The organism is Emticicia sp. 17c, from assembly GCF_037153985.1.
In the GTDB taxonomy this organism is placed as follows: Bacteria; Bacteroidota; Bacteroidia; order Cytophagales; family Spirosomataceae; genus Emticicia.
Genome location: NZ_JBBAYI010000006.1, coordinates 80,045 through 100,818, shown reverse-complemented (window position 1 = coordinate 100,818; position 20,774 = coordinate 80,045). Strand labels below are relative to the sequence as shown.

Annotated in this window: 16 protein-coding genes; 8 read left to right on the top strand and 8 right to left on the bottom strand. The window is 41.6% G+C overall.

The window, feature by feature from the left end; genetic code table 11:
- Positions 1–102 precede the first annotated feature (102 nt).
- Complete coding sequence (locus WAA15_RS13245; RefSeq protein WP_337043254.1) at positions 103–492, bottom strand: TraR/DksA family transcriptional regulator; 390 nt, start codon at positions 490–492, stop codon at positions 103–105.
- 312 nt (positions 493–804) lie between these two features.
- Here WAA15_RS13245 and WAA15_RS13240 point away from each other — a divergent pair, with 312 nt between their 5' ends.
- Positions 805–2,082, top strand: a complete 1,278-nt coding sequence (locus tag WAA15_RS13240) for a Glu/Leu/Phe/Val family dehydrogenase (RefSeq protein ID WP_337043253.1) — start codon at positions 805–807, stop codon at positions 2,080–2,082.
- Positions 2,083–2,253: 171 nt separating this feature from the next.
- Positions 2,254–2,673, top strand: coding sequence for a nucleoside-diphosphate kinase (locus WAA15_RS13235; RefSeq protein ID WP_337043252.1), 420 nt, complete (start codon positions 2,254–2,256; stop codon positions 2,671–2,673).
- A gap of 68 nt (positions 2,674–2,741) precedes the next feature.
- Here WAA15_RS13235 and WAA15_RS13230 read toward each other — a convergent pair whose 3' ends face one another.
- Both WAA15_RS13230 and WAA15_RS13225 read right to left on the bottom strand, forming a co-directional pair.
- Positions 2,742–3,185: a YHS domain-containing (seleno)protein gene (locus tag WAA15_RS13230; protein WP_337043251.1), complete on the bottom strand. Its 444-nt coding sequence runs from the start codon at positions 3,183–3,185 to the stop codon at positions 2,742–2,744.
- A 185-nt stretch (positions 3,186–3,370) separates the two neighbouring features.
- Positions 3,371–4,264 carry a sugar phosphate isomerase/epimerase family protein gene (locus tag WAA15_RS13225; protein ID WP_337043250.1) on the bottom strand — a complete coding sequence of 298 codons (894 nt, stop codon included), beginning with the start codon at positions 4,262–4,264 and terminating at the stop codon, positions 3,371–3,373.
- 136 nt (positions 4,265–4,400) lie between these two features.
- Between WAA15_RS13225 and WAA15_RS13220 the strand changes: the two genes are divergently transcribed.
- Positions 4,401–5,219 (top strand): helix-turn-helix transcriptional regulator, encoded by an 819-nt coding sequence (locus WAA15_RS13220; RefSeq protein ID WP_337043249.1) that lies wholly within the window; start codon positions 4,401–4,403, stop codon positions 5,217–5,219.
- 4 nt (positions 5,220–5,223) lie between these two features.
- On the opposite strand, the gene WAA15_RS13215 is transcribed toward WAA15_RS13220, so the two are convergent.
- The 4 genes from WAA15_RS13215 to WAA15_RS13200 all read right to left on the bottom strand — a co-directional run bounded on the left by WAA15_RS13215 (position 5,224) and on the right by WAA15_RS13200 (position 13,000).
- Complete coding sequence (locus WAA15_RS13215; protein WP_337043248.1) at positions 5,224–6,207, bottom strand: Gfo/Idh/MocA family protein; 984 nt, start codon at positions 6,205–6,207, stop codon at positions 5,224–5,226.
- Between the two features lie 115 nt (positions 6,208–6,322).
- On the bottom strand, positions 6,323–8,197 hold the full coding sequence (locus tag WAA15_RS13210) for a T9SS type A sorting domain-containing protein (protein WP_337043247.1): 1,875 nt from the start codon (positions 8,195–8,197) through the stop codon (positions 6,323–6,325).
- A gap of 114 nt (positions 8,198–8,311) precedes the next feature.
- The gene (locus WAA15_RS13205; RefSeq protein ID WP_337043246.1) at positions 8,312–9,544 is read right to left on the bottom strand and encodes an NADP-dependent isocitrate dehydrogenase; all 1,233 of its coding nucleotides are present in this window, start codon (positions 9,542–9,544) and stop codon (positions 8,312–8,314) included.
- A gap of 162 nt (positions 9,545–9,706) precedes the next feature.
- Positions 9,707–13,000: a carboxypeptidase-like regulatory domain-containing protein gene (locus tag WAA15_RS13200; RefSeq protein WP_337043245.1), complete on the bottom strand. Its 3,294-nt coding sequence runs from the start codon at positions 12,998–13,000 to the stop codon at positions 9,707–9,709.
- 132 nt (positions 13,001–13,132) lie between these two features.
- Here WAA15_RS13200 and WAA15_RS13195 point away from each other — a divergent pair, with 132 nt between their 5' ends.
- From WAA15_RS13195 to WAA15_RS13185, 3 genes are all read left to right on the top strand, one after another.
- Positions 13,133–14,182: a DUF3089 domain-containing protein gene (locus WAA15_RS13195; RefSeq protein WP_337043244.1), complete on the top strand. Its 1,050-nt coding sequence runs from the start codon at positions 13,133–13,135 to the stop codon at positions 14,180–14,182.
- Positions 14,183–14,322: 140 nt separating this feature from the next.
- Complete coding sequence (locus tag WAA15_RS13190) at positions 14,323–15,390, top strand: mannose-1-phosphate guanylyltransferase (protein ID WP_337043243.1); 1,068 nt, start codon at positions 14,323–14,325, stop codon at positions 15,388–15,390.
- A gap of 7 nt (positions 15,391–15,397) precedes the next feature.
- Complete coding sequence (locus WAA15_RS13185; RefSeq protein ID WP_337043242.1) at positions 15,398–15,970, top strand: hypothetical protein; 573 nt, start codon at positions 15,398–15,400, stop codon at positions 15,968–15,970.
- 69 nt (positions 15,971–16,039) lie between these two features.
- On the opposite strand, the gene WAA15_RS13180 is transcribed toward WAA15_RS13185, so the two are convergent.
- Positions 16,040–18,592 carry an outer membrane beta-barrel family protein gene (locus WAA15_RS13180; RefSeq protein ID WP_337043241.1) on the bottom strand — a complete coding sequence of 851 codons (2,553 nt, stop codon included), beginning with the start codon at positions 18,590–18,592 and terminating at the stop codon, positions 16,040–16,042.
- Between the two features lie 350 nt (positions 18,593–18,942).
- On the opposite strand from WAA15_RS13180, the gene WAA15_RS13175 reads away from it, so the two are divergent.
- Both WAA15_RS13175 and WAA15_RS13170 read left to right on the top strand, forming a co-directional pair.
- The gene (locus tag WAA15_RS13175; RefSeq protein WP_337043240.1) at positions 18,943–20,001 is read left to right on the top strand and encodes a sensor histidine kinase; all 1,059 of its coding nucleotides are present in this window, start codon (positions 18,943–18,945) and stop codon (positions 19,999–20,001) included.
- Positions 19,998–20,747 (top strand): LytR/AlgR family response regulator transcription factor, encoded by a 750-nt coding sequence (locus WAA15_RS13170; RefSeq protein WP_337043239.1) that lies wholly within the window; start codon positions 19,998–20,000, stop codon positions 20,745–20,747. The genes WAA15_RS13175 and WAA15_RS13170 overlap by 4 nt, the downstream gene beginning before the upstream one ends.
- The last annotated feature ends 27 nt before the right edge of the window (positions 20,748–20,774 follow it).

Below are 20,774 nucleotides of genomic sequence, written 5' to 3'. Positions count from 1 at the left end.
TATAGACAAAGGAATATATAAACCTTAAAAACCGATATAAAAGGGCGGTATGCCCATTATATACTTTTTAAGGAGTCTTTGGTTGAGTACGATGTAAAAAAATCAGTTAGCAGCTTTCAGCTTTGCTTCTATGGTTTGCTGCGTATGAGGCACGGCTCTTAAACGCTCTTTCGGTATTAGTTTACCGGTGTCGCGGCAAATGCCATAAGTACCATTTTTAATTCTAATCAAAGCAGCTTCTAACTGTTGGGCAAACTTCTGCAAACGACCCGCCGACTGGCTTAACTGTTCTTTCTCACTCACGTCAGCACCATCTTCTAAAAGTTTTGTACTACTTGAAGTGTAATCAGTACCATTGTCATTTTTACGACTCAGCGTTTCCTTGATAAAGTTTAACTCGTTTCTTGTTGCTTCTAATTTGTTGGTAATAATTACCTCAAATTCCCTTAACTCTTCTTCTGAATATCGGGTTTTTTCTTCAACTGCGGCCATAATCGTAATGTGTAATTTGTTAAGATTCGGGGTACATGTCTAAAAAAACGCCACAAAGATAGCGTTTTTCGACGCGGAATCCAATGGCTTGCTAAAAATATTAGAAAAGCCGTAAAAAAATTTATTTAAAGGTAATTTTTTAAAAACAATAAAATATTTGGTTAAGTTCGTTATTGTCAGTGCAGTATTAGGTATATTTAAAAAAAGTAGCATAAAATAATATTCTGAAAAAGTTTAACAATTTTAAGAAATACTTTCTTTTTTCTAAGTTTGCACCCTAAAAATAATCATCAACAATAGAAAATTCTGTTTATGAATTACATAGAACCGGCTCCTATTAAGGATACAGAAAATCCGCTGGAGTCAATGATGTCGCGATTTGATGCAGCAGTGAAGATTCTCGGAATCAGCGAGGAAATGTATTATATTCTGAAGGTTCCGGCGCGTCAGGTAACTGTTGGCTTGCCCGTAACGATGGATAACGGGCAAATTAAAGTGTTTGAAGGATACAGAGTGATTCACTCAACTATTCTGGGGCCTAGTAAGGGTGGGATTCGTTTTGACCCCGCTGTTAATATTGATGAAGTGCGTGCGTTAGCCGCCTGGATGACGTGGAAATGCGCCGTGGTAGATATTCCGTACGGTGGTGCTAAAGGCGGAATTGCCTGCAACCCCCGTGAGATGTCGGCAGGTGAAATGGAACGCCTCATGCGTGCTTATACGCTGGCAATGCTCGATATTTTCGGGCCAGATAAAGATATTCCGGCTCCTGATATGGGTACAGGGCCACGCGAAATGGCATGGCTGATGGATGAATACTCGAAAGCAAAAGGCATGACAGTAAATGCCGTTGTGACGGGTAAACCATTGGTTTTGGGCGGTTCGTTGGGCCGTACGGAAGCAACTGGGCGTGGAGTAATGGTTTCGGCGTTGTCTGGTATGGAGAAATTACGCCTGAACCCATACCGTGCTACGGCAGCCGTACAGGGTTTTGGCAATGTGGGGTCGCATGCGGCACAGCTATTGCAGGAAAAGGGCGTAACAATTTGTGGAATCAGCGATATTTCGGGAGCTTATTACAATGCCAGAGGTATTGACATCGAAAAAGCCATTGCTTACAGAAATGCCAACAAAGGTAGCCTTGAAGGATTTAAAGAAGCCGACCTTATCAGTAACGAAGAACTATTGGCCCTGAATGTAGATGTGTTGGTTCCGGCGGCGAAGGAAGACGTAATTACACATGAAAACGCGGCTAATATTCAGGCAAAACTGATTGTGGAAGGAGCCAACGGCCCAACCTCGGCCAGTGCCGATGATATTATCAATGAAAAAGGTATTATGGTTGTGCCTGATATTCTGGCTAATGCCGGAGGTGTAACGGTTTCTTACTTTGAATGGGTACAAAACCGTATTGGTTACAAATGGACACTCGACCGCATAAACCGCCGTTGCGACCGTATGATGAAAGATGCCTTTGACAAGGTTTTTGAAACATCGCAGAAACATAAAGTGTCGATGCGTCTGGCGGCTTATATTGTAGCTATTGACAAAGTAGCAAGTACGTACAAGTTCCGTGGTGGATACGGTTGATACATTCACTTGAGTAGCTGATGTTTTTCTTATACTGCGCCCATCTGGCTGTTAATAGTGCAGGTGGGCGCGTTGTGTAGAGCCATTATATTTTTACTTATTCTTTTCAAAACAGTTTATTCAGTAAGGTAAAAAGCGTATTTTTGCCAAAATTTTTAAAAATTAAACGATATGGCAAGTAACAGAACTTTCACAATGATTAAACCGCACGCTGTGGCTGATAATCATGTGGGTGAAATAATAGCAATGATTGAAGCTGCTGGCTTTAGAATCGTGGCAATGAAAAAAACGCAGTTAACCCCTGCACTGGCAGGTAAATTTTACGAAGTACATAAAGAAAGAGGTTTTTATGGCGAATTGTGCGAAATGATGTCTTCTGGACCAATCGTGCCGATGATTCTTGAGAAAGAAAACGCCGTGGCTGATTTCCGTACTTTAATCGGAGCTACGAATCCGGCTAATGCAGAAGAAGGCACTATCCGTAAAAAATTCGCGAAGTCATTGGGCGAAAATGCCATTCATGGCTCAGACTCAGACGAAAACGCAGCTATTGAAGGTTCGTTTTTCTTTGGTGTAACAGAGCAATATTAATACTGATACCCCATTATATACAAGAAAGCCTTACGAAACAACCCGTAAGGCTTTTGTTTTAAGTAATCTTACTCTTTATTTTTTAACTCTGTCCAATTCTGGTTGGCTTTTCTGATACGTTCATCGCGGTCTTCTTTCCATTTAACCTGTACTTTCGTGTTATAATTCAAGTACAATTTATTGTCTACGATTGTCCAGGCATCGGGTTGAGTAGGGGCTTTATGGCCTTCTGATAAACCATAGGCACAATACCCACCAAACTGAGGCGCATATTTTTCGGGGTTTTCCTTAAAACGGTTCAGGTTTTCGGTACTCGAAAAATACCACTTGGCCTCGTTCCATTCATACATCAATTCGGGGTTTCCCTTTACAGGTTTGCCTTCAGTAAAGTAAGCTACTACATCGTAGCCCCTAATGGCGCCGTCGGCGTTACTGAAAACCGCAGCTTTCTGTGCAAATAATTGTAACGATACCGCCATCATTACAACAGTAATAAACATTTTCCTTGTCATGATTCTTTTTTGTTTTATCCGACAAAGATGGCATCTCTCCACCATCTTATTTGTCGGCTAGCTTACAGTTTAGAATGGTTTCAGGCTGTTTATTACTAGGTGCTTTTCATATTTTGTACAGGAAAAAAATACGCGTGTAAAAAAAGGTTAGGGTTCGTTTATTGTTGGTAATAGTGGTTAGGGTTTTATTTGAGTATGTTTTTTCTGACATATTTTGCGCTTTTTTCGATGCAATAAAAGGCATTGGGTACGTAATTGTTTCCTTGTTCTACGTATACGTGTTTAAGGCCAGCCAGTTGGGTATCGGCAAAAAACTCATTGAAATCAATTGTGCCGTCGCCTACAATGGTGTGGAGGTCGCGGTTGGTTTTGTCCATGTCTTTTATATGCCAGCAAACAAAACGGCCGGGTTGCTGTGTAAAGTAATGATGCGCTTTTAATTTTGAGGTATGCGAAATCCAGTATAAATCAAGCTCTAGTTTTACCAGATTGGGGTCTGTTTCGTTCAGAATAATATCATAGCCGATTTTGCCATTGTGGTCGATAAACTCAAAGTCATGGTTATGATACGCTAGCTGGAGATTAGCTTTTTTTATCTGTTCGCCAATCATATTCAGTTTTTGGGCTACTACCTTAAACCGTTCCAGACTTCTCGACTGTGGGTCGAGCCACGGCCATACAATGTATTGCTGTTTCAGGGCTGTGGCTCCGGCAATACATTCATCAACGTATCTTTTTAAATCGTCATCGGTTTTTCCGGCTACAATAAACTTGTCGAGGTCATAATGCCCGCTTGGGCTTGTCAGGTTGTTGTCGTCCAGTATAGCCTTCAGGTCTTTCGGGCTAAAACCCCAATAGCCTTTGTTGCTTCCATAATTAAAACTATACGTTTCTACTTCCTGATAACCAAATGAAGCCACTTTCTGCAAGGTACTTTTTACATCGGTCGACATCTCTTTGTGAACTGTGTATAGTTGTAGCCCAAGTTTAAAATTGTTTTTGGCAAAAACAGCAGGAGAAATAGCACCAGCAGCAGCCAGTATGCTTGCTTGTTTTAGAAATTCTCGTCGGTTAGTCATACTCGGTTGAATTAAAATAAAATAGTTAATACCTTTGACAAATGCTTTGTTGTGGCAAAATTACCAGAGATAAAATCTGTAATATTGTAAAAAAGCGAACGAAAATATTTTACCTAACGCCAATATACCTCTTACTATGACTGGGCCTTTTGCGTATCGGGAAAGCTACACTAATGCCGAACTTGGCAAATACATAAAAAAATACTGGGTGCTCGACAACTCCCTTAATTCACAGGCATTAGTAAATAAAAGTGTAGTTCCGAATGGCAGTTTTAACATTGCTTTTATTTCGGGTGGTGGCATAGCCATTACGCACCACGGTTACACACAAACTACCCTTAAAGAAGGTGTTTATTTATGTGGGCAGTTGAAATCGAGCGTTGAAATTTGCCTGAATCCGTACTCAAAAATTACGTTGGTGCAGCTATATCCGTGGACGGTAGCGATGTTCAGCAATTTTCCGCAACAACAAAGTGCGAATCAGTATATTCCTTTGGAAGAAATAAACGCACAGCTATGCCGGAACCTGAAAGGGGTTGACTTCTATGATGAGGCCTACATTATTGATTTTTTTCAGCAGAAATTCGGAGCTTTTTTGCAGAAAAATACTAGTTCGTATATTGTTGAGGAAGTTTCGAGCCTGATAAAAAACAGTAAAGGAGAGATTAATATCCGAGAAATAGCAAAATCTTTGCGTTGTTCGACACGCCTCATTGAAAAAAAGTTTAACCTAAGCGTAGGTATGAGCCCTAAGGAGTTTTCGACCATAATCAAGATAAGAAACCTGATATCTAGTCTGGCGCAAAAACAAACGCCGCAATCAATGGCGCAGTTAGCGTTGGAATATGGCTTTTATGACCAAGCACATTTTATCAAGACTTTTAAAAAAATAGCGCAGATATCTCCCGGAAAGTTTGAGGCCGGAAAATATCTGCTGGCCTTACAGGATACCTGAAATATTAATCGATGCCTTCGTAAAAAATACCCGCTTTCTGGCGGATTTCGTCTAACAAACTTATGAGCTTCACGCTCATCGACAATGGCATTTTAACGCTTTCTTTTTTATTGGTGCGTAAACAATTATTTACTTCTTCAATTTCGAAATTATACCCTCTGGTTTCGCGGTCAAAAGTGAAGGTTATCGGTTCTTTATCTGTTTCGTAGAGCGTAACGGTTTTGCTTTCATGAAACCGTTCGGGCAAATGAATGTAGCCTTTTTCGCCATAAATAAGGGCTTCGGTGCGCGTTCTTGACGCAAAGGTGGCATTTAGTAAAGCAGTAGCTTGCGGATATTTAAATACAAAACTCGTGGTTTCGTCAACGCCCGTCTGGCCAAATGTACTCATGGCATGAATATCAGTCGGATACCCCAATAGTAACAGGCTCAAATAAGCCGGATAAATCCCGATGTCGAGCAATGCTCCGCCACCTAGTGTCGGATTAAGCGTTCTTTTTTCGGGCGTATAAGGTGCTACAAAACCAAAATCGGCGTGAATAGTCTTGATTTTACCAATTCGGTCTTCTGCAATTAACTCTTGTGTTTTCTGGATAACAGGCATGAAGCGTGTCCACATGGCTTCCATCAGGAAAGTGTCATTTTCGCGCGCGGTTTCTATCATTTGCTGCACTTCTTTCAGGTTCATGGCGAAGGGCTTTTCGCACAGAACAGGCATTTTATTTTTAAGGCAGAGAATAGTGTTAGCCGCGTGCGAAGCGTGGGGCGTAGCTATATAGACTACATCGAGATCGGGCGTTTTAAAAATATCCTCGTATGAGTCATAATGGTAAGGCACGTTAAATTGCTGAGCGAAATTCTGGGCGCGCTCAATAGAGGTAGACGCAACAGCGTGCAGGTATGTATCAGGGGTTTTTATGAGGTCGGTGGCAAATTTTTCGGCAATTTTACCAAGCCCTATAATACCCCATCGGATAGGCTGAACCATGTGTAATAGAAAATAAGTATGTTTAATTAACGATTATCGTGAGCGATTGTTAACAAGAAGCAGAAAAATCTTGTATAAAAGCAATTGAACAAAGTAAATGTAGGGAAAAAACAGCTTACTCGACAATAACTTTTTTAATGATTTTGTGTCCGTTCAAATCAATAGCAAAGAAGTAAACGCCTGCGTTCAGGTGTTGTTTAACCAGTACTTTATGTTGAGAGGTACTAATGGGCTGTGTCTCGATAGCCATATTATGACCTTGCTGATTGATGAGGGCGTACCTGCCCGACAGGTTTTCGGGAGTATTAACGTAAAAAATGCTTTCAGTTACAGGGTTCGGAAATACACTAAAGCTATTATCGACCGGATTTTCGGTTGGAAGTAACGATACTACCGCCGATACGGTTTTATAGGTAAATTCTTTTCCGGTTTCGTCATAAAATTTCAAGCGGTAGTAATTTCTCCCGAAAATGGGTTTCATGTCTGTAAACGAATAGGCTTTTGAGGTGCTGGCGTTTCCTGAGGCGTTTATGGTTCCTAGTGCTGTAAACTTTATTTGGTCGAAGCTCCGTTCTATCACAAAGTTTTTGGATTTTGTTTCATTAAGCGAGGTCCAGGAAAGTTTTACGTATTGTTCGTTGGTAAGTTCGGCTGAAAAACTTCGTAAAGTAACGGGCAGTAAGCTGCCGACCTTAATTAACCAGAAGTCGGTAGAGCCATTGTTTTGAGTAAGGTCGCCATCAACAGAGTCAGAGTTGGCAGCTATAATAAAACCGCCATCGGCAGTTGCAAAAGCGTTGCGGGCTATGTCTACATCGGCACCGCCCATTAGTTTGTGGTCATCAATGGTTCCGTTGGGGTCAATATGTACTATCCAGACATCGCCTACGGGGCCTTTAGGCTTCACTGTGCCTATGGTAGAGTTACTTTGCCCCATTGCATATATTTTGCCCCCAATTGCCTGTCGGATGGTATAAAGCCCGTCTACGTCGGTTCCTCCGACTTGTTTTCGCCACAATACGTTACCCTCGTTAGATATTTTCAGCACAAAGCCATCTTTCTGACCAAGATTGCCGTTAAAATCTCCATCAACTGAACTCGTCTCGCCTACAATCAGAAAAGAGCCATCGGCATTTTGTAGCCCTGAAAATGCTTGGTCGAGGTTTGACCCACCCCAAGCCCTTTGCCACAACAAATTACCCGTGGCATCAACCTTTACGGCATAGGTATCAATAAAACCTTTGCCTGCGCCGGTTATTTCATTGGCGTTTGCTTCGGTGCCACCCAGCATGAGGTAACCACCGTCAGCACAGACCACCACTTCGTTCATCCAGTCGTTCTGATTGCTACCAAAGGTTTTTGTCCAGAAAACCGTTCCGGTGTCAGTTACTTTAGCCAGCCAGAAATCGCTGTTATTGAGAGGTAAAATATTTGCTCCTATAATATAAGCACCATCAATGGTGGGTTTTATGCTTGGTTTTGAGTAGGCATCGGGCCGTACAAAGGCGATTTCGCCAACGTTATAGCCACTTGCAAAAACTTTTCGAGATAAAAGGCTGCCATCGGGCTTGAGTTTCAGTAACAATAATCCCCCGCGTGAGCCGTTGCCTTGTGCGTCGCCATCGTTAGAGGCCGTCATGGCCATAATCAGTAAGCTTTTGTCGGTAGTTTCGAGAACATCCGTGGCAAAATCGTCTTTAGAGCCACCAAAAGTTTTTGACCACACTACTTCGCCCCAGTTATTTACTTTTACTACCCATATATCGTTACCGCCGTTGCCATTAAAAGCCTTTGATGCGGGTACGTCGCCATCGTTGTTGTTGGTGGTTGAACCCACAATAACATAGCCCCCATCGCTTGTGGGGGTAGAAGCATAAGCGTAGTCGCTGGTTTTTCCGCCGAGGCTTTTCTGCCATTGCAGGGCAGTTTGGGCCGACACCGAAGAATGAAAGTAGCAAAAGAGGCTTAAAGCTATGTAGAATAATTTCATGGGTACGCATAAACAAGATTACTGCCATAGCCGGAGCAAACATCATACCATACACAAAAAACGCCTCGGCAGTTATACCGAGGCGCGTAAGGAGGCAACGTAAGGGATAATATCTTACTGTTGAGCTAATTTTGCTTTAAGATTCTGGTCAATTGCATCCAAGAATTCTTCTGTATACAAATAGTGTTCGCCGTGGCTTACTTTGTTGCCATGAATACAAACTGCTAGGTCTTTTGTCATTTTGCCAGATTCTACGGTTTCAACGCAAACTTTTTCTAATGTCTGACAGAAATTGATTAACTCCTGATTGCCATCTTTTTTACCACGGAATTCAAGGCCGCGTGTCCATGCAAAGATAGAGGCAATAGGGTTAGTTGATGTTGGTTTACCAGCTTGGTGGTCGCGGTAGTGGCGTGTTACAGTGCCGTGTGCTGCTTCCGCTTCCATTGTTTCGCCGTCTGGCGTTACCAGAACAGAAGTCATTAAGCCTAATGAGCCGAAACCTTGTGCTACTGAGTCAGACTGTACGTCACCATCATAGTTTTTACAAGCCCAAACAAAAGAGCCATTCCATTTCAAGGCCGAAGCCACCATGTCATCAATCAGGCGGTGTTCATAAACAATACCAGCGGCTTCAAATTTAGCTTTGTAGTCGGCCTGATAAATTTCTTCAAAAATATCTTTAAAACGGCCATCGTATTTTTTCAGGATGGTGTTTTTGGTAGATAAATATAAAGGCCATTTTTTGTTAAGAGCTACATTGAAGCAAGAGTGTGCAAACCCACGGATAGACTCGTCGGTGTTGTACATACCCATAGCTACTCCGCCTCCTTTGAAGTTATATACATCAAATTCTTTCACAGTACCGTCAGCACCTTCAAATTTCATGGTTAGTTTACCCGGGCCGTCTACGACGAAATCGGTAGCGCGGTATTGGTCGCCAAAAGCGTGGCGGCCTACGATGATAGGGGAGGTCCAGTTTGAAACCAGACGAGGAACGTTCTGGCACACGATTGGCTCACGGAAAACAGTACCATCCAGAATGTTACGGATTGTACCATTTGGTGATTTCCACATTTGTTTCAGGTTAAATTCTTTTACACGTGCTTCGTCAGGAGTAATAGTAGCACATTTAATACCTACGCCGTATTGTTTGATGGCATTTGCAGAATCGACGGTTACTTGGTCGTTAGTTTCATCACGATACTCGATACCAAGGTCATAATATTTAATATCTACATCAATATAAGGTAGAATCAATTTTTCTTTAATAAAACGCCAGATAATTCTGGTCATTTCGTCTCCGTCTAATTCAACAACGGGGTTTGCTACTTTAATCTTATTCATGATTATGTGTTTAATTAATTAAATACGGCTGTAAAGTTATAAACAGAATGCGAAAAATTGTTAATAATGTCGAATTTTCTATCGGTAACTATAAAAAAAGAGCCTCCAATCGGAAGCTCTTTTTAACTTAAACCAAAGAAAATTATGAAAATTAATAAAATCTTATTTGTTCAAAAGTTCGTCGAACGATAATGCCACGTAGTACATTGAGCCTACTGCTGCGCTACCATACGCCTGAATGTATGGTTTTCCGCCAATATTAGTACCACCTACTTTGATGATTGACTTCATGCTCGGAATCTTCATGCTAACCTGTGCATCAACGTTGTTGATAGCCGGCACTGTAGTGTTAGTAAAGAAAGCTAGGCCGGTAGTAGTAGGCTGGTTAAAGCTAGCCTGCCACAAGAAGGCGTTTTGGTGTCTGAAATTGATGTTGAAACCAAATTTATTACCACTACCAAGTCTTTTACCAAAGCCGAGGTTATAGCGGTAGTCAGGGGTGTTAAAGCCTGCATATTGTTGCTCAGCACTTGGTTTGAAGTTTTTCAGCTCGTTATTAGCAATATTGGCATTGATAAAGAAACCTTTTACAAGCGAGTAGTTCAGACCAATGGCCCAGCCACTTACTTTTATTACTTCAGAGGTATTGGCTGGTCTTGAATAACCAAGTCTGGTACTGGCACTTGATACGCCTGACTCGATAGGCAAGCCAGTAGCCGCAGGTGCTGTTGGTACTACAATTGATACACCTCCGATGAAGTTTCTGTAAGTACTTGTATAGTAATAAGCATCAACGAAAAGTTTTTTAGCGATTAAGCCTTTATAACCGATTTCGATAGACTGGATACGTTCTGGTTGAAGTGCTTTAGCCTGATATTTAGGTAAAGTAGCTAATGCAAATGCCGGAGCCACTTGTTGGGTTACACCCGGAACGTTGGCAACCAATACTTTTTGAAGCTCTGCATTGAACGCAGGTTGGAAATTAGCCGCTAATGCACCCGGTAAGGCTGCATTTACACCCGGTTGCAGGTTTTGAGCCAATGCACCCGGTAAGGCTGCATTTACGCCCGGTTGTAAGTTTTGAGACAATGCACCCGGAAGGTTCTGTGCAACACCTGCCTGAATAGCCGCCGCAGCATTAGCCGCAGGAATTTGTCCGGCAGCAACGGCAGCATTTATTTGCGCGGTTACAGCAGCCGTTACTTGTTGGGTAATAGCACTGGTTACGGCAGCCGTTACTTGTTGTGTAATGGCGGCTGTTACGGCAGCTGTTACTTGTTGTGTAATGGCGGCTGTTACTCCTTGCGTAATGGCTGGTGTAGCTTGGGCAGTTACTACCTGAGTAGCGTATGCCTGAGCTTTAGAAAGTACGTCAGGAGTGATGTATTTCAACGGGTTGGTCTGGAAGTCGTTCAAAACTGGCAGCGCAATACCGTTGTTCAGGTTATATCTGGCATTAAACTCTGGCAAACCACCAATAAGGGTTCCCGCAGGAGTTTTCAGGTCGATATACTGGTTTTGTGTAGTAGGAATACGGAAACCTGACTGATACGATAAACGGATGTTTTGTTCGCCAAACGAAGCAACCCCCGAGATACGTGGCGTAAATTGTCCGTCGAAGTTTTGGTTTTTGTCATATCTTAACGAAGCCGTTATTTTGAAATGGTCTTTGAACAAGCTTTTTGCTGCCTGAACAAACGCACCATATTCATTAATAGCAATGCTACCGGTTCTGCCATCTTTCTGGTCGGCAAACAAGGTTCCGTTTGAACGTAACTGGTATTGTCTGAAGTTAGCTCCGGCTAAAAGGTCAATGAATTTAACCTGATTTTTGAAGTTATATACACCTTCTGCATGATACAGGTTTGTTTTGTCGAGGAATGCACCACCGCCATCAACAATGGCTTTGTCTCGGTATTTATCGAGCAATGCCTGATAAGCGGCTGTTCCGGGCTGAGGCATACCCTGATCGGCTGCTGCGCGTGCAGCCAGATGTGCCTGGTCTTCGCTCATGCCACCGCTTCTTGCCTGCACAAAAGCTCCTACATACTGCCCGAACCATGTTTCATGAGGTTTAATATCGTTCAGCATCGATACCGCAGTTAAGCCAGTAAAGTACGATTGCCCCGAGCGTTCTTGTGTAGTATAAGCTCTTAAAGTGAAGTTATCTCCTTTTAACTCAAGTTTTGCCTGTGTCAGGTTGAAGTTTCTTAATGAGTAACGGCCTGTTCCGGTATATGCCGTAGTACCATATCCATAGTTTACCTGTGCAATTGCTTCTACTTTTTCGTTAATTCTGTAATGCAACGCAACATTGGTTTTAAAGCTCTTGGTGTTGTAGTCAATCATGTCTACTTCTTTGTAGCCTGTGCGGCTCACATTCACGTTAGGAATAAGTCCGGCAGCAGCAGAAGGCAGCAAGCCTTTGCTAATTAAGCCATTGGCTACGGTAGTCATGTTGGCTTGTACTTCATCGCCATAAATGTTCATCCCGTCGTAGTCGGTTTTAACACCGGCTCCGCGTGTGCCGTTCTGTACACCACCTAAGTTAAGGTTGGTATAATCGTTTGCCTGCCAGTCTTTGGCGGTGATGTAAGACAAGTTTACTTTAAATGCAAATTTATCGTTAAATGCTTTGGCATAACGAACAGATAAGTCAGAGAAAGGCGTATTAACCGTAGTACGGTTTGAGGCACTCATTACGCCACCTTTTGCCGTAGCACTCAAGCCCTGATAAAGAAACGGGCTTTTGCTGTTCATTAATATTAAACCGTTAATAGCATTAGGGCCATAAAGGGCCGAAGCAGCACCCGGAAGTACCTCAACGCTTTCAACGTCTAGTTCTGGCATACCCACGATGTTATCAACAGGGAAATTAAGGCCCGGTGCTTGGTTGTCCATCCCGTCAATCATCTGAACGGTTCTTGGGTTTCCGGTAGCACCAAATCCACGCATATTGATCGACTTGAATAACAAGCCTTGTGTGGTCATGTCAACGCCTTTCATGTTTGCTAGGGCATCGTAGAAAGAGGGGCTGGTAGATTCACGAATAGCACGGATGTCCATTTTTTCAACAGCTACCGGCGACTTCATCACGGTTTCTTCCACGCGTGAGGCCGCTACTACTACTTCCTGCCCAAGAATAGATTGTTCTTTTAGCGCAATATTAATGGCAGCAGTATTGCTTGATACGTTTACCTCCTGTGTTTCATAACCAACCGAAGAAATCACTAAAGAAAATGGAGGTGGGGTTGAAGTACTGAACGAGAAGTTCCCCTTCGTATCGGTGATAGTTCCGATTACTTTTCCTTTAACCTGCACACTTACCCCGATTAAAGGTTCTTTGGTTACTGCGTCTGTTATAGTTCCAGAAATCTTGGTTTGTGCAAAGACCAAGTGTGTTGTTAATAAGCACAAGATTCCGACTAACAATTTTTTTGCGGAAAGTTTATACATGAGGGTATTGATTAGTGGGTTAACAAAACGTAATTTTGTGTCAAACATAGAAAAGAAAACAATAATATGCAAGCATACTATTACCTGATTTTATAGAAATTTTACAATTTTACCAAAAAATAATCATATAAGATGCAAAAAGCGTTTTTTTCATATTTATTTTCCTTTTTATTGTTATTTGGTGGTTCTGTGTCAGGTCAAAAGTATGTTGTGCTAAGTACAGGCTTTGATGCCTCAAATGTGCCTCCTGCGCCCGATTATAGCCTAAAAGATACTTGGGCCGCATTGCCTGACAAGGACGATGCCGCCGATAAAATACCACTGAAAGCCCCCGTAAAAGATGGGCAGAAAGATGCCAGAGCCGATGTTTTTTTTCTGCATCCGACTATTTACACCTATGCCCCACAAAACCAGTATATCTGGAATGCCGATGTGCATGACGAGGCATTAAACAACATGGTTGATAACTCAACGATTCTGAATCAGGCAACAGCTTTTAACGGCTCGGCAAGAGTATATGCGCCACGTTACAGGCAAGCCCATTATTACAGTTTTCTGACCCGAAACGCCGAAGATAAAAAACAAGCGTTAGATGTGGCCTATGCCGATGTAAAAGCAGCCTTTGAGTACTACCTTCAACACTGGAATCAAGGGCGACCAATTATTATTGCCTCGCATAGCCAGGGAACTGTTTTAGCCAAGCGGCTGTTAAAAGATTTTTTCGATGGTAAACCCTTACAGCATCAGTTAGTAGAGGCTTACCTGATTGGCATTGGTACAGCACCCGATACGTTCGAGTTTATTAAACCAAGCCAGTCGGCCGAAGAAACAGGCGGCTTTGTGTCGTGGAATACCTTCGCCCGTGACTACACGCCAACTTATTACAAAGACGGCCTCAGTACGGCTGTTTGTACAAACCCACTGTCGTGGAAGCTAAACGAAGATTTTGTGTCGAAAGACCAGAATAAAGGCGGCGTAGGGCTGAAATTCAAATTTGTTAAAAATGCCGCCGATGCGCAGGTGCATCAGGGTATTTTATGGATTAACAAGCCGTATGTTCGGGGCAGAATGTTTCTGCGAACTAAAATATGGCATAGGGCCGATATAAACTTGTTTTGGATGAATATCCGAGAAAACGTAGCTTTACGTGTAGAAAACTATTTAAATCAACAAACTAAATAATACCAGATAAGAAATCAGCGGTTTGATTCACATAAAAAATTCAGTGCACAACTTTAGCTTTTAATTATTGGATTAAAATTTGTTTATTTCCAAATCTGAGTAAATTACTAGGTTATCATTTTAATACTTGGGAAATTTTAATGAAAGATAATTACGTTATTATCATGGCAGGGGGCGTCGGAACGAGATTCTGGCCTTTTAGCCGTAGTACCAACCCGAAACAATTTCATGATGTGTTGGGAGTGGGAAAAACAATGATTCAACAAACCGTAGAGCGTTTCGAGGGTATTTGCCCCATCGAGAACGTGTATATCGTTACCAGCGAAGAATATTACGACCTCACCAAACAGCAACTGCCGCATTTAGCCGACGACCAGATATTACTGGAACCCAGCCGCCGCAATACAGCCCCCTGTATTGGTTATGCGTGTTATAAAATAGCCTCGCAGAACCCTAATGCCAATATTGTGGTAGCACCTGCCGACCACATTATTCTGAAAGAAGAAGAGTTTCGGAAGAGAATTAAGATAGCGTTGCATTTTTCGGCCAAAAACGATGTGCTGGTTACGTTGGGTATTAAACCAACCCGCCCCGATACCGGATACGGCTACATTCAGTTTACGGAGTCGGAAGGAGATATTAAACGGGTGCGTACTTTTACCGAGAAACCTACGTTGGAGTGGGCAATTAAATTTGTCGAAACCGGAGAGTTTGTCTGGAATGCCGGCATATTTATCTGGAATGTGCAGGCAATCAAGAAAAGTTTTGAGGCTTTTCTGCCTGAAATGGCCGAAGCCTTCGAGGAAATCAAGAAAGATTTTTATACAGAACGCGAAGCCGATGCCCTTAAAAAGGCATATCCGCAATGTAAGAATATCTCGATTGATAATGGTGTAATGGAAAGAGCCGAGAATGTGTTTGTGGTGCTTTCGGATATTGGCTGGTCTGACTTGGGTACATGGAAGTCGCTTTATGATGTGTCAGAAAAAGACGAAAACAAAAATGTCATAGACGGCCAGACACTTCTGTACGATACGCATAACTGTATCATTAAAACGCCTGACGAAAGATTGGTCGTAATTAATGGGCTGGATGGCTACATTGTGGCTGAGTATGACAACGTGCTGATGATTTGCCGCAAAGAAGACGAGCAAAAGGTAAAAGAATTTGTGTCGGCAGCAGGCAATAAAGGAAAAGAGTTTATTTAATGCACTTATGAAAAGAAACATAGTTCTGATAGCAGGCATAATGCTAGGGCAATGGGCGTGTACTAACGTTGAGCGATTAGACACAACCGAAGTAAAGGAAGAAATGGAGGGCCATAAAATTAAAAGGGTTTCGCCGGCTCAGATAATGGAGCAGGTAGAAGTGCTTGGCAGCCAATTAGGTGCAGAGTTGACCCGTGACTTTGAAAAGCAAATGAAAAATGCCTCAAAGGAACGCATAGAGGAAATTTGCCAGTTAAAGAATATGCCTGTGGTAGATTCGCTTGCAAAAGAATATAACCTCACCATCAGGTTGCTTGGCCAGCCCGACATCGGTAGTAACAATCAGTTATATGCCAAAGAAAAAGAAGTACTGGAAGCATACGCCGACAACGCCCTGAAAAAACTGCCTTTAAGTAATAATATTCAGCGGGTTGATGATTCGCTGTTTATTTATACCGTTCCGATTGGGGCCGATAAAGGTGTAGGAAAACTTTGTTTCAGCGATGACTCTGGCTTTGCTATCTGGAGTATTATTATGGAAAAATCGGCGGTAGTTAAAAGTATCAAGCCTAAAAAATAGAAAGAGAGCTATCAATAATAGATAGCTCCTTTAACAAAAACAAAACTATAAAAAACCTAATTTAAATCCTTAATTGTTCATATTATTGCTTTCTCCGGCTTTCACGTCATCATTCTTCACCGATTTGGTTTTCTTTTGTTCAACCATTCTCATATTGCCGATTTTGTAGCTAAATGTTAACTTAACATTCTGATTATAAATATTGTTTATACTTACCTGATTGAATTGCGCCGAATTCAACGTCGATTTCACTACAATACCTCCCAAGAAGTTTTCAGTAGCTAAGCCAAAACTTCCTTTTTTGTTTTTGAAGTCTTTTCTGAAGCCCAACGAGTACATATAGAAACTGCCTTGTGTACCTTGTAACTGAACCTGATTTCCTCTGAAAAAGCTAAAGCCCTGAATACCCCAGCCATTTTTAAGTTGTATTTGTGTTTGAAGGCGGCCACCAATTACTACACCTGAGTTGTTAATTAATGTCGACACGCCATCGGCTCCTTGTGCTTGTCCTTCCAGATAGTTATAGTACAGGTCTATACCCGCATTTACCGACCACTTAGGCGTAATAGAAATGTTTGCATATACATTCGAGCCAAACATTTGTTGTTTACCAATATTCTGGAACGTAGTTACGATGGCTCCCACAAGTGTATCAGACGGCGCACTTAAACGTAAGATTGAGTTGTTTGTCTGACGGCCAAATACCGAAGCATTCAGGTAAACTTTCTTGATATTTGAACTTAAACTTAACTCAAAGTTATCGGTTATTTCAGGGCGAAGGCTTGGGTTACCAATAGTAATATTTTGTGGGTTAGCGGCATTGAAGTTCGGGTTTAATTGTTGTAAACCCGGGCGTTGGATACGTTTGTTGTATGCTGCCTTCAATGTAGTGTTCCCGATAGTTTTAGAGACGTTTACGCTTGGTACAAGGTTGCCATAAGACGGAATATTAATGTCTTTAACTTGGTCTTTGGCTTCGATGGTAGTGTATTCATAACGGGTTCCTACTTTAAATACATACTTGTTTTTGGTTGAATAAGTATATGAAAGATACCCCGACGCTACATTTTGTGAGTAATTAAGCAAGCCTGATGGATTTCTGGCATCGGTGGCAAAGTCACCAGTAGCACCAGCAATCAGATAACTGAAATCGCTGTTTACTTCGCGGAAGATACCTTTTACCCCAACTTCAAACATTTGATTCTGGCTGATTGGTGTCTGAAAATCAGTTTGCACTGTAAACTCCTGATTGGTGTTTCCGTTAAGGTTTTTCTGGCGGCTCACGGTTTCGTTTGAGTTATTCAGCAGGTCGGCCAGAAAGTTATTTTTAAGATTACTCTTACTATATTGTGTAGACACCGACCATTCTTGCGATGGCTTGAAGGTACGTATATAGTCAAGGTTAATATCTACTGAGTTCGACAAATCCTTGCTATCAACATTTCTGAATGTCGTAGCGTTTAATACATTGTTTGTATAAAGGCTGGTGGTGTAATCTTGTGTTCTGATAAAATTACGGGTACCAAAGTTAATACCTGCGGTTAACGACTGGTTTTTAGAAATGTCGTAGTCAAAACCCAGATTATAGCGGCCAAATAAACCGTTATCAAAAGCATCGGCGGTTTGTTTGGTTAGGGCTGTGTTGCCATTCAGAATTGTACTTTGGTCGAGCGAAGTAGCGGCTCTGTTATAGAACGCACGGCCACCGCCACCCATCGAAACACCTAATTTGCCTTTACGGAAACTACCATTTAAACCCAAGTTAGAGCCACGCACACCCACGCCTGCATCCAAGTTCAGCGTTAAGCCCTGAATCGTGCTTTTCTTGGTAATAATGTTGATAATACCGCCCGAACCTTCTGCATCATATTTTGCCGATGGCGACGTAATTACCTCTACCGATTTAATCAGGTCTGAGGGAATCATTTTGAGTGCATCGGCAATACTGCTGGCAATAATGGTTGAGGGTTTGTTATTAATTAAAACCTTGATGTTCGACGTTCCTCTCAGCGACACATTTCCATCTAAATCAACCGTTAATAACGGTACTTTACGTAAAACATCGGCGGCATCACCACCTTTTGAGGTAATATCTTTTTCGGCGTTATAAACCAGACGGTCAACTTTTTCTTCAATCATTGATTTTTCGGCTGTTACAGTTACTTCATCCAGTTGTTTTACACTTGCCGATAACTTAATTACACCTAAATCAATGTCTTTTCCTTTTTCAACTTTAATATTATCAATTACCTTATCGGCAAAGCCAATAAACGTTATCACCATTTTGTATTCTCCGGCAGCTACTCTCGACAAAGTGAATTTACCTTTTTCGTCGGCCATGGCTCCGTCTACTACTTTGTTGGTTGCTTTGCTATAAAGGGCAATGTTGGCAAACTCTACGGCCGTGGTTATCGACTCATCAATGACAAAACCTGTAATTTTTGAGTTGCCTTTAGGGGCGTTACCGTCAAGGTTTAGTGTAGGTGTTTGTTGTTGGTTGCCTCTGTCTCGGCCGTTACCGTCTCCACCCCTCGGAGGGCCTCCCATACCACCCGGAAACTGCGCAAATGCAAAAACATTAGCAAAGGTGACTAAACTTAGAATAGTGATAAATTTTTTCATTGTATAATTTTTTATATTTTGTTTTCTCATTGCTTTGTTTATTTAACGACACAAAATAAACACGGCTTTTTTGTACATTTTCAGAGAATAGATGAAAACTGCAAGAGTGAAGATGAAAAAGAAAAGGACGCTTATATAGGCTAAAAAAAGCCTGAAATTCACCCCAAAAGGTATTTTGATTGCTTTTTTCGGATTTTTGTCGTCAGACTTGAACCGTTGGTCTGTTTGATGCTAATTGAATTATTTTAATATTATAGATTTGTTTGTGCTTCTTGCCATCACACCTGTTGTAATTTTTAAAGTGCTACATTAGAAAAATACAAAAAAACATGAAAATAATTTAAAGTTTAATGACTATACTAAACAGAAAAATATCTTTTGAGTTCCTCTTTCGTTTGCTGTTTCACATAATATTCTGGGGCATCTGGACTGTGCTGCCAATTATTAATGCGTACATAAACGACACAGAGTATGACAGATGGTATTTACAAAATATTGTTCCTTTATCATTAACGCACTTACCTCAGTTCTTTATCAACACAATGGTGCTGATACCTTTCTTTCTCCGACAGAAAGGTATGGGGTCTTATGTGGTTTCTGTTATTGTACTCAGTTTTGCCTTTATGCTTATTCAGTATGTGTTAAAACTGATGATCTGGGACGAAGGAACCATGATGCACGGCAAACCAATCGAAATCAAGTTTTTTGATAAAAGTATGTTTGCGGTTTTCTTTGTAAGTGCGGCCAGCACAGTATATGGCTTGATTAATTTCATGGCCGACCAAGAAAAAACCAAACAGGAAGAAAAACAGGAGAAATTACAGGCCGAATTATCGTTTCTTCGCTCACAAATAAGCCCGCACTTTATTTTCAATGTCTTGAATAGCATTGTTTACCTGATTCGTACAAAATCAAATGCTGCCGAACCTGTTACTATTCAACTCTCGGAACTGATGCGATATATGTTATACGAGGCCGACGATGTGCAGGTATCGCTCGACAAAGAAATAAATTACCTTACCAATTATATTCAGTTGCAGCGGGTGCGGTTTGAGGAAGACGTTGAGATAAACCTGAGGGTAGAAGGTAACATAGGGTCGCAGATAATTGAACCAATGCTGCTGATTCCGTTTGTTGAAAACGCCTTTAAACATGGTGTCGGCATGATTGACTCGCCTATTATTGATGTGCTGGTAAGGTGCGACGAAAAAGAACTCTACTACGAAGTAAGAAATAAAATTACTCCTGAACTACCCGAAGATAAAGACAGTAGCTCTGGAATCGGGCTTAAGAATGTGAAACGGAGGCTGGAATTACTATATGCTGATAAGCACAAGTTAGAAATTAAAAAAGAGGATAATTGGTTTATTATTTCTCTGTTTTTACAATTAAAAACGATTGGCTTATGACACTGAAATGTATTGCCGTTGATGACGAAAGTATGGGTAGAAAATTGCTGGAAGAAAACATCCGGCAAATCCCCTTTTTAGAGTTGGTACGTACCTGTAAAAACCCTTTTGAGGCAATGCAGGTGTTGCAAGAAGAAAAAGTCGACCTGATGTTTCTGGATATTCAGATGCCGGGTATGCTTGGAACCAAGTTTTTGCAAAGCCTGCGCGAAAAACCAATGGTGATTTTCGTAACCGCGTATGCCAATTATGCCGTAGAAAGCTATGACCTCGATGTAGTAGACTACCTCATGAAACCCGTAAGCCTCGAGCGTTTTACCAAAGCAGCTTACAAAGCCCTAGAACTACACCAGAAAAACACCACCGCAAGCAATGTGGCAGGTGGCCACCCCAGTACTGAACCCACAGCCAAAGCCGAAGAATTTCCTGAGTTTTTCTTCATTAACGTTGAGTATTCGCTAGTAAAAATAACAATCAAAGAAATTACACACATAGAGGGGCTGAAAGACTACATAAAAATATTTTTAACTACGCAGGCCAAACCGGTTCTTACGAAGTCGACCATGAAGGCTATCGAAGAAAAACTACCCCCCAGACACTTTATGCGTGTGCATAAATCATTTATAGTGAATCTGGACAAAATAGAGTCAATAAGAGGGCAGCGTATTAAAATAGGGGCGCATGATATTCCGGTAAGTGAATCAACTATCGACGACTTATTGAAAGCATTGAATTATTCAAAATAAATCCGTTTATCTATTACCTAATTGTTT

Excerpts from the sequence above, each read along its gene's own strand:
- WAA15_RS13245 (WP_337043254.1), bottom strand. The coding sequence starts at position 492 with ATGGCCGCAGTTGAAGAAAAAACCCGATATTCAGAAGAAGAGTTAAGG.
- WAA15_RS13175 (WP_337043240.1), top strand. The coding sequence starts at position 18,943 with ATGACTATACTAAACAGAAAAATATCTTTTGAGTTCCTCTTTCGTTTG.
- WAA15_RS13215 (WP_337043248.1), bottom strand. The coding sequence starts at position 6,207 with ATGGTTCAGCCTATCCGATGGGGTATTATAGGGCTTGGTAAAATTGCC.
- WAA15_RS13200 (WP_337043245.1), bottom strand. The coding sequence starts at position 13,000 with ATGTATAAACTTTCCGCAAAAAAATTGTTAGTCGGAATCTTGTGCTTA.
- WAA15_RS13230 (WP_337043251.1), bottom strand. The coding sequence starts at position 3,185 with ATGACAAGGAAAATGTTTATTACTGTTGTAATGATGGCGGTATCGTTA.
- WAA15_RS13180 (WP_337043241.1), bottom strand. The coding sequence starts at position 18,592 with ATGAAAAAATTTATCACTATTCTAAGTTTAGTCACCTTTGCTAATGTT.
- WAA15_RS13195 (WP_337043244.1), top strand. The coding sequence starts at position 13,133 with ATGCAAAAAGCGTTTTTTTCATATTTATTTTCCTTTTTATTGTTATTT.
- WAA15_RS13220 (WP_337043249.1), top strand. The coding sequence starts at position 4,401 with ATGACTGGGCCTTTTGCGTATCGGGAAAGCTACACTAATGCCGAACTT.
- WAA15_RS13205 (WP_337043246.1), bottom strand. The coding sequence starts at position 9,544 with ATGAATAAGATTAAAGTAGCAAACCCCGTTGTTGAATTAGACGGAGAC.
- WAA15_RS13170 (WP_337043239.1), top strand. The coding sequence starts at position 19,998 with ATGACACTGAAATGTATTGCCGTTGATGACGAAAGTATGGGTAGAAAA.
- WAA15_RS13210 (WP_337043247.1), bottom strand. The coding sequence starts at position 8,197 with ATGAAATTATTCTACATAGCTTTAAGCCTCTTTTGCTACTTTCATTCT.
- WAA15_RS13225 (WP_337043250.1), bottom strand. The coding sequence starts at position 4,264 with ATGACTAACCGACGAGAATTTCTAAAACAAGCAAGCATACTGGCTGCT.
- WAA15_RS13240 (WP_337043253.1), top strand. The coding sequence starts at position 805 with ATGAATTACATAGAACCGGCTCCTATTAAGGATACAGAAAATCCGCTG.
- WAA15_RS13185 (WP_337043242.1), top strand. The coding sequence starts at position 15,398 with ATGAAAAGAAACATAGTTCTGATAGCAGGCATAATGCTAGGGCAATGG.
- WAA15_RS13190 (WP_337043243.1), top strand. The coding sequence starts at position 14,323 with ATGAAAGATAATTACGTTATTATCATGGCAGGGGGCGTCGGAACGAGA.
- WAA15_RS13235 (WP_337043252.1), top strand. The coding sequence starts at position 2,254 with ATGGCAAGTAACAGAACTTTCACAATGATTAAACCGCACGCTGTGGCT.